Below are 819 nucleotides of genomic sequence, written 5' to 3' on the forward strand. Positions count from 1 at the left end.
GGCTTAATGAAAAAAATGGGTTGCTGAAAACTTAAGCTAAGTTCGATACTATCGTTATTTAAAAAGGATTATTTACAATGAGTTGTAAAAAAGCACTAGAATTTGTCCAAATTGTAAAAGTTTTTGTGTAAAAAAGAATGGTAAAAGAAGAGAAATTCAAAGATATTTATGTGCTGATTGTGGACATAGTTTTTCATCATCTAAAAGACCAAATAAACTTATTAAAAAACTCTTTTTTGAATATTTTCAAGGCAAACAAACACTCAAACAACTCTCAATAAAATATCATAAAAGCATCCCTTGGATTAAAAAATATCTTGATGAGTATGAACCTGATGAAATAAAAATATCACCTTCAAAAGTAATCATTGTTGCTGATGCAACTTTTTTTGGAAAAAGAAAAGATAAGATGGGTACTTTAGTCTTTAAAGATGTTATCAACAATAAAATAATTGTTTCAAAACATATTCAAAGTGAAACTGTTGAGGATTATAAACAACTTTTTAAAACAATTAAAGAACAAGGATATGAAGTTCTTGGTGTCGTATTAGATGGAAAGAGAGGCTTAAATAAGGCATTTAAAGATATCCCTATTCAATTATGTCATTTTCACCAAATTGCCATAGTAAAAAGATATTTGACAAATAATCCAAGACTAGATGCTTCAATAGATTTACTGCAAATTACTAAAAAACTTCCAAATATCAAAAAAGAAAGCTTTGAAGAGGCACTTAATATTTGGTACATAAAGTATAAATCTTTCCTAGAAGAGCAATCTTTGAATCCTAATACTCTCAAATATTCACCAACTCATCCAAG

1 protein-coding gene is annotated in these 819 nt (G+C 27.6%); it reads left to right on the forward strand.

Annotated elements, in window-relative coordinates:
• Window positions 1-100: 100 nt before the first annotated feature.
• A partial coding sequence (locus tag IQC44_RS11825) for an IS256 family transposase, variant Zn-binding type (RefSeq protein ID WP_420837850.1) occupies window positions 101-819 on the forward strand: 719 nt, incomplete at its 3' end.

This window comes from Arcobacter vandammei (assembly GCF_016106035.1).
In the GTDB taxonomy this organism is placed as follows: Bacteria; Campylobacterota; Campylobacteria; order Campylobacterales; family Arcobacteraceae; genus Aliarcobacter; species Aliarcobacter vandammei.